7 protein-coding genes are annotated in these 7,510 nt (G+C 44.0%); 6 read left to right on the forward strand and 1 reads right to left on the reverse strand.

The annotated features are described in order from the left end of the window. Positions 1 to 79 precede the first annotated feature (79 nt). The 3 genes from egtB to B3S93_RS02950 all read left to right on the forward strand — a co-directional run bounded on the left by egtB (position 80) and on the right by B3S93_RS02950 (position 3,357). Entirely contained in the window at positions 80 to 1,390 is a 1,311-nt protein-coding gene (gene egtB, locus B3S93_RS02940) for an ergothioneine biosynthesis protein EgtB (RefSeq protein ID WP_292400181.1), read from the forward strand. Then, the gene (egtD, locus tag B3S93_RS02945) at positions 1,390 to 2,403 is read left to right on the forward strand and encodes an L-histidine N(alpha)-methyltransferase (RefSeq protein ID WP_292400178.1); all 1,014 of its coding nucleotides are present in this window, start codon (positions 1,390 to 1,392) and stop codon (positions 2,401 to 2,403) included. The genes egtB and egtD overlap by 1 nt, the downstream gene beginning before the upstream one ends. 78 nt (positions 2,404 to 2,481) lie before the next feature. Then, on the forward strand, positions 2,482 to 3,357 hold the full coding sequence (locus tag B3S93_RS02950) for an ADP-polyphosphate phosphotransferase (RefSeq protein ID WP_292400176.1): 876 nt from the start codon (positions 2,482 to 2,484) through the stop codon (positions 3,355 to 3,357). Between the two features lie 24 nt (positions 3,358 to 3,381). Here the strand turns inward: B3S93_RS02950 and B3S93_RS02955 are convergent, their stop codons facing one another. Beyond that, on the reverse strand, positions 3,382 to 3,852 hold the full coding sequence (locus B3S93_RS02955) for an Lrp/AsnC family transcriptional regulator (protein ID WP_292353609.1): 471 nt from the start codon (positions 3,850 to 3,852) through the stop codon (positions 3,382 to 3,384). Positions 3,853 to 4,184: 332 nt separating this feature from the next. Here B3S93_RS02955 and leuA point away from each other — a divergent pair, with 332 nt between their 5' ends. The 3 genes from leuA (at position 4,185) to B3S93_RS02970 (ending at position 7,074) form a co-directional block, all read left to right on the forward strand. After that, positions 4,185 to 5,861, forward strand: a complete 1,677-nt coding sequence (gene leuA, locus B3S93_RS02960; protein ID WP_292400174.1) for a 2-isopropylmalate synthase — start codon at positions 4,185 to 4,187, stop codon at positions 5,859 to 5,861. Between the two features lie 239 nt (positions 5,862 to 6,100). After that, positions 6,101 to 6,472 carry a hypothetical protein gene (locus B3S93_RS02965; RefSeq protein WP_292353611.1) on the forward strand — a complete coding sequence of 124 codons (372 nt, stop codon included), beginning with the start codon at positions 6,101 to 6,103 and terminating at the stop codon, positions 6,470 to 6,472. A 131-nt stretch (positions 6,473 to 6,603) separates the two neighbouring features. Next, positions 6,604 to 7,074 (forward strand): LEA type 2 family protein, encoded by a 471-nt coding sequence (locus B3S93_RS02970; RefSeq protein WP_292353612.1) that lies wholly within the window; start codon positions 6,604 to 6,606, stop codon positions 7,072 to 7,074. Positions 7,075 to 7,510 lie beyond the last annotated feature (436 nt).

The raw sequence follows: 7,510 nt of genomic DNA on the forward strand, positions 1-7,510 counted from the left end.
CTTCGGCTCTTAAGTTAACCAGCTTATCGCGACTTCAAAAGGTCAGGTGGTTGATAAAACCCAATATGGAGTTGAATCAATGACAAGAAAAAATAGTGCAATAGACCCAACTGTATTTGGGCAAGTAAATGAAGAACTCGAAACTTCTTTACAGGAAGCGTTTATAGAAGTCCGCCAACAAACGGAAAAGATTTGTGCCAATTTGGAAATTGAAGATCTGGTCGTACAGCCAGCCGCTTATGTCAGTCCACCAAAATGGCATTTGGCCCATACATCCTGGTTTTTTGATTGTTTTGTTTTAGCACCACTTCAGCTAGCGCAAACCAGCAAATCGCCTCAATATCATTTTTTATTCAACTCGTATTATAAAAGTCAGGGTGCCCATTGGCAGCAGTCCAATCGTGGTCAACTGTCTCGGCCGACAGTGAAAGAAATCATGCTTTATCGACAGCAGATTACCGAGGCGATTGTTGAGCTTTTTGAATCGCACGCTCTGTCTGAACAACAACTGGAAATAATTGCCACCGGAATACAACACGAGCAGCAGCATCAGGAATTGTTGTTAATGGATATCAAATTTATTCTGGGTAATCAGCCTTGGTCTGCTGCCTATGAACAGACTGCTGATGCCGATGATATTTTATTACCTGCCAGAGCCCTGGGCTGGTTGGAATGGACAGAAAATATCTCTCTGTTTGGTGCGCGTTTGGATGAGTTCTCCTATGACAATGAACGTCCCCGCCATCGGCGCTGGATTAGTGGTTTTCAGTTGGCTGATCGGCTGATTAACAATGGCGAATATATGGATTTTATGACCGATGGTGGCTATCGTCGTCCAGAGCTATGGTTAAGTGATGGCTGGGACTGGGTGCAGCAAAACCAAATGACCCATCCGCTATACTGGCGTAAACAAAACCATCACTGGGATGAATATCATCTCCGTGGTCTGCAACCTTTAAACCCGAATTTACCGGTGAGTCATATCAGTTTTTATGAAGCCGATGCCTATGCGCGATGGATGGGGGCACGACTGCCTACTGAGTTTGAACTGGAGTCGTATACTTCTCGTAACAGACAGTTGTTTGAGGCTGAAAACGCTTTCTGGGATCCGGAACAATCAATTTATCCTTCTCCTGACAGGGCATGTGATGAATTTGATACTGGTCTGCTCTGGCAATGGACTAACAGTGCTTATTCACCCTATCCTGGATACAGAACATCTAATACGTCGCTCGGCGAATATAACGGTAAGTTCATGGCGAATCAGTATGTTTTGAAAGGTGGTTGTGTGGCAACACCTAAACATCACATGCGTGCCAGTTATCGAAATTTTTACCGCCCATATGATCGCTGGGCTTTTACCGGTATTCGTTTGGCAAAGGATTTGTAATGACCTATCTGGTTCTGGATTCAATTCGAAATCAAACGCAAGATGCCCTTAAAGAGCAATTTGCTTTTGATGTTTTAATGGGATTCTCAGCACCCACCAAATATCTGCCAAGTAAATATTTTTATGATGCCAAAGGCAGTAAGTTATTTGAACAGATCACCGAGTTGGAGGAATATTATCCAACACGTTGTGAATTTGAAATCCTTAGTAAGGTTGGATCTGAACTTGCTGGATTTATCCAGGATAAGCCATTTGAAATTGTCGAGTTGGGCGCCGGGGATGGCTGTAAGACTAAAGTTTTGCTGAGCAAACTATTAGAATCCACTGATGCGTTTTCTTACATACCCATCGATATTTCTGAATCGGCGATGGCAGATCTGATCAGTTCATTAAATCAATCTCATCCGACGCTAACTACTCACGGTATTGTCGGTGATTATTTTGCCAGTATCCGCCACCTTGAAAACACATCTGACAGTCGCAAACTGGTGCTGTTGCTGGGCTCCAATATCGGCAACTTTGACTTTCCAAGTGCCAAACGGTTTTTGCACAGTATCTGGAAGTGTCTGAATCATAATGATTTATTGTTAATTGGTTTTGATTTGAAAAAAGATATTGATGTACTAACCCGGGCTTATAACGACAAAAAAGGCATTACCCGCGCTTTTAATTTGAATGTATTAACCCGCATTAATAATGAGCTGGATGGTGAGTTTGATTTAAACCGATTTTCGCATCATGGAATGTATAATCCGCGGCATGGGGCGATGGAGAGTTATTTAGTCTCGCTGGAGCAACAGGAAGTACATATCGGGGCGCTGGAGAAAACCTTTGAATTTAACCCCTATGAAGCCATCCATCTTGAACTGTCACATAAATACCTGCTATCAGATATGCATAAAATGGCCAATGAAACCGGCTTTAATGTGTTGAAAAACTGGCAAGATTCCCAAGGCTATTTTTCTGATGGGCTTTGGCAGGTTAATAAGGATTTCCCTGAATCACCATTATAGGAAATTTGTCCTTTGAGATTTTCAAGCGTCTAATAAGCGAAAATACATCCCGACAGATTCATACCTTCAAAGGCAATAATGATGAAGCTCAATATCAGCGATTTTCAGGCCTTGCCAGACAGCAAGATTAATCTGAAGAAATGGCCTACTCTGATTGATCCTTTATATACCTCAAAAAAACACTACCAAAAAATACTGAAACAGAATGTTGAGGCATTAAGTGAGTTGCAGCATATGCTTTATGCCGATAATCATTATTCGATACTGCTGATTTTTCAGGGCATGGATGCCGCGGGAAAGGATGGCGCTATACGGCATGTGATGTCAGGTATTAATCCACAGGGTTTTCAGGTATTCAGCTTTAAACAGCCCAGTGCAAACGAACTGGAACATGATTTTCTTTGGCGAACGGCACGTTGCCTGCCTGAACGGGGACGGATCGGTATTTTTAATCGCTCCTATTATGAAGAGGTGCTGATTGTTAAAGTGCATCCTGAGTTTCTGGTGTCACAGCGCTTACCCGATAAACTGCCCCCCAAAAAAAGCTTCTGGCAGAACCGTTACCGTTCCATTCTGGAACATGAAGCACATTTGCATCGAAGTGGCACCCGAATCATTAAGTTCTTTTTACATCAATCCAAGGATGAGCAGGCCAGACGTTTTATGCAGAGAATCGATGACCCCGATAAAAACTGGAAACTGACTACTGCAGATATTGAACAACGTGAATTCTGGGATGACTATACCAAAGCGTACGAAGAGTGCATTAATGCTTCAACAACGAAAGAGGCACCGTGGTACATCATCCCTGCTGATGATAAAAAGAATGCCCGGTTAATTATTTCGGAAATCTTTTTAAACACATTGAGTGCGTTGCCATTGGCCTATCCTCAGGCGACTGATGCCCATCGACTTGAATTACAGTCTATTCGTGAGCATTTAGAGAAATCCTGACACTAAAGCGACCTGAACGGAGCATTAATCTAATGGTAATGCCGTCGATTTTATCGGTGATTTCATCACAAACGACGTATGCACACCGGTCACTCCTTCAATTCGAGTGAGTTTCTGCAACAGAAACTGCTGATAGGCATCCATGTCCTTGACGATCACTTTGAGCAAGTAATCTGCTGATTGACCGGTAATCAAGTGACATTCCAATACTTCCGGGTAACTGGCGAGCTTTTCTTCCAGACCACTAAAGCGTTCCGGGGTATGTTTATCCATACTAATGCCGATAAAAGCCATCAGTGTCAGCCCAAGCTTACGTGCATTTAATAACGCCACATAACCATCGATCAAACCATTCTCTTCCATCTGTTTGACACGTCGAAGCGTAGGGGAGGGAGATAGGTTAATCGCTTCGGCCAGTTCCTGATTGGAAATGCGGCCCTGCTTTTGCAGAATATCGAGAATCATATGATCATATCGATCCAGTTTTTCAGTCATGATTTACTCCAATAAAATACATTAAAAGCATTTTATGCTTAAAAATTAACTTTATCAGCAATTATATTTGTATTGGAGACGTTTTCATGAAACTTTAGCAATTTAATTCTGCAGCTGTCTCTTTATACTATTCCACATGCCTGAACCGGTAGTGTTATGAGCCACAAGCTTTGTTTAACGCAGTTCCCTCAAGTTCATCACAAGTGAATGGCGGAAACTGAAAAAGATTGGTTACCCTCCAATCCTTATTAAATAAACCTGCCGGAAGCGTCCCTAAAAAAACTACGCTCTCAGGCACTCTATTTTGCTTATCCAGACTCAGGAGTCAGAAGATGATTGCCAATCCCGCTCAAAAATATCGTCGCTTTGAGCCAATTCAATTACCGGATCGCCAATGGCCGAATCAGGTGATTGAAAAGCCGCCTATCTGGATGAGCACCGATCTGCGTGATGGCAATCAGGCATTGATTGATCCGATGTCGATCGAAACCAAAATGCGTTATTTCAAAGCCCTGGTGGAAATGGGCTTTAAGGAAATCGAGGTCGGATTTCCGTCTGCCTCGGAAACTGACTTTAATCTGGTCCGTCGTCTGATCGAAGAAAATGTGATCCCGGAGGATGTCACTATTGAAGTATTGACCCAGGCCCGTCAGGATTTAATTGAACGCACTGTAGAGTCACTTAAAGGGGCTCGTCGGGCCATTTTACATATGTACAATCCGATTGCTCCGGAGTTTCGCAAAATCGTTTACAACACCGATAAAGCCGGCGTGAAAGAGATTGCCGAACGCGGCACGCGCTGGGTTAAGGCGTTAACAGAACAACACCCGGAAACCGAATGGGTTTACCAATATTCACCTGAAGTGTTCTCCAGCACGGAGGTGGATTTTGCCAAAGAAGTTTGTGATGCCGTGTCAGCCATCTGGCAGCCAACACCAGAGAAAAAGATGATATTCAATTTGCCGGCAACGGTTGAAATGTCGACACCCAATACCTATGCCGACCAGATTGAATGGATGCATCGTAATTTAAACAATCGAGACAGCATTATTCTGAGTGTGCACCCGCATAATGATCGCGGTACTGCTGTTGCAGCTGCTGAGTTGGCAGTGATGGCTGGCGCTGATCGGGTGGAAGGCTGTTTGTTTGGTAATGGCGAGCGTACCGGCAATGTCGATTTGGTGACGCTGGCGTTGAATTTATATTCTCAAGGTATTCATCCCGGTTTGGATTTCAGCCAGATAGATCAGGTTCGTCAATTGGCCGAAGAGTGCACCCAGTTACCGGTGCATCCTCGTCATCCCTATGCCGGTGAATTGGTGTTTACCGCGTTTTCGGGATCCCATCAGGATGCCATTAAAAAAGGCTTGGCCAAACAGGATCCGGAAGGTTTCTGGGAAGTACCGTATCTGCCAATTGATCCGGCGGATTTACATCGAAGTTACGATGCGGTGGTCAGGGTGAATAGCCAATCGGGTAAAGGCGGGGTGAGCTTCCTGTTACAACAAAATGCTGGATTTGAGTTGCCGCGTCGCTTGCAGATTGAATTCAGTAAAATTGTGCAACAGCACAGTGACAGTAGTGGCAAGGAAATTAATGCTGCAACTATAGCGCAATTGTTTGATGAAGCTTATCTCGCTGTCAACACGCCTTACCGTTTCAGAAGCAGTAGCGTAGTGGATGATTCACAAGATATTGCCAGCGCTGAGGTTCAATTGGATCACGGGACAACACCCTTCACACTTCAGGCCAAAGGGACCGGACCAGTTGATGCGGTTGCAAAGGCCTTGTCTGAACATATTCAGCAGGATATTTCTGTTGTTGATTACCATGAACACGGCATCGGAAGCGGTTCAGAAGCCATAGCGGTGAGTTATGTTGAAATGAAAGTGGGTAATGCTCAACCGGTATTTGGTGTCGGACAGGATAAAAATATCAGCCGGGCCGCCATTAAAGCGCTAATCAATGGGGTAAATCGTTTTCTCACAATGCAGCGTGAAGCAGCATAACACATTGAAAGTAATGAAAAATGGTTGATAAGCAAAGGTAAGGAAGTTTTTCACCTTATCTATGGTTAGAATACTGAATTTGGCCTAAATTAACAGTTAAACTGTTGATTTAAAAGGGGTTGGTTATATTTTTCGTCAGTTTGATGTGAGTGGTGATATTCGTTAGGGTGTATGAAACAGTAAATGGTTAGCAGCCATTTTATTTAAGCTGTTTTTAACCACTATAAAAGGAGGCCGCCATGTTAAAACAATGTTTTTACACAGTCGCCCTGACAACTCTTTTTGCCAGCACCTCTGCGTTTGCTGCCAATGAAAATACTAGCAAGCATCCTGCTCATAAAATGGATAACTCCGTCTCGCCGACAGCTGCGGAAATAGATCAGCAGGCCGATTATCAATGGGAAAAAGATAAAGCCGCCAATAGTTCGGCAGATATATCGTCGGATGGTAATCATCCAGCCCATGATATGGGCGAGTCTGCTGAACGTATTAATAAAGAATCTAAAGATGCGTATCAGGAAAATCGTTTAAATGCTGTAGAAGAAGATAATGCGATGCATCCTGCTCATGAAATGGATGAGGTAGAACCTGTTCAGAAGCGCGGGCAATAACACTTTTATCAGTCCATTTTTAATCAAGCGGCAGTTCTGTTGAGTAAGCTCAATGGTATGTCGCTTTTTTCTTTGAACCAATACTATCTGTATGGTTTAGACTTACTTTTTAACGCCAGAATGGAAATGATATGTCACTGCTAAGAACGGTTTGTCTGATAACCATAGCTTTCTTATCTGGTTGTGCCAGTTGGTCGCCCAACTATGAACAGCCACAGGTCAATATCACCTCATTTTCATTTGCACCTGAATCGAATGGTCTGGCGCCGAGATTTATTATTGGATTGCAGATCATTAATCCAAACCGGAATGCCTTACCGTTAAAAGGCATGAGTTATTCGATTGAAGTGGAAAATAATCGGGTTTTAAGCGGTGCGACACCGGATTTACCGCGTGTTCCAGCCTATGGTATGGCTGATTTTACCATTGAAGCCAGTCCAGATTTACTGGGTAGCGCCCGCTTACTGAATCGATTGTTTTCCGGGCAGGCAAAAAGCCTTGATTACCGCTTCAAGGCAAAACTGGATATGGGAAGGTTCGTGCCTTATCTAAACATAGAAGAGAGCGGCCAGTTTGACTTGTCGAACACTGCGGGAAATTAGTTTTTGCTAGGGCTTGTTGAGCTCTCATCTCCACCTCTATTGTGAGCTGAAAAAGCGTCAATCAAGGCACGAGGGGTGCCTTTTGTGAGATACATCCATGTCCCCATTGGGGCTTACGCTCAAAAACGCTCCCGGCGTTTTTGTAGTCATTCTAAATAAGTGACGAGCAAAGCTTCCGCATCCTGCTCACGCCCCTGACCTACATCCATGTAGGCCACCCAGACCGGCGCACGCCTCCCTGGCGCGCCAGTATACCGCCCATCCGTGGACATAAGTGACGCTTTTTCAGTCGCAACCCGAAGGGCTCCGACTATTTTTGCGAGCGCCTGCGTTGTCAATCAATTATGTAGTAAGGCTACAAGGTGGGTTTTCCGCCTTGCCAGACACAAAAATAATCGCCAGCACTGGTGGAGATGAAAGATCAACAAGCCCTAAC

Origin of the sequence: Methylophaga sp. UBA3613, from assembly GCF_002375415.1 — a bacterium.
Lineage (GTDB): Bacteria > Pseudomonadota > Gammaproteobacteria > Nitrosococcales > Methylophagaceae > Methylophaga.